The organism is Salmonella sp. SAL4457, assembly GCF_046548235.1.
GTDB classification, from domain to species: Bacteria; Pseudomonadota; Gammaproteobacteria; order Enterobacterales; family Enterobacteriaceae; genus Salmonella; species Salmonella enterica.
Window position 1 is genome coordinate 1 of record NZ_JBGDZO010000109.1, and the last position, 386, is coordinate 386.

Below are 386 nucleotides of genomic sequence, written 5' to 3' on the forward strand. Positions count from 1 at the left end.
CCGCTGTCCTGCACGAGGTGATTCGCGTCCAGGGCGAACACGAGTTGCAGCGCACGCTGGCGGCACTCTGGTGGTCGGCGGTGGCCGCGGGGCTGACCATCGGCCTCTCGTTGATGGGCATGGGCCTGTTCCGCGCTGCCTTGCCCGAGCAGGAGTGGGCGATCATCGTCAGCAGCTTCGGCTATCCCATGGGCTTCCTGGCAGTGATCCTCGCCCGCCAGCAACTGTTCACCGAAAACACCCTGACCGCCGTGTTGCCGGTGATGACCGAGCCGACCCTGGAAAAGGCCTGGCAACTGTTGCGTCTCTGGAGCGTGGTGCTGTTCGGCAATATCGTCGGTACGCTGCTGTTCGCCTGGGCGGTGCTGCATCTGCCGATATTCAAT

At 64.0% G+C, this 386-nt stretch carries 1 protein-coding gene; it reads left to right on the forward strand.

Annotated features, from left to right (window positions below):
- On the forward strand, nucleotides 1-386 hold a 386-nt coding region (locus ACLJNW_RS23460; protein WP_410961120.1), incomplete at both ends, for a formate/nitrite transporter family protein.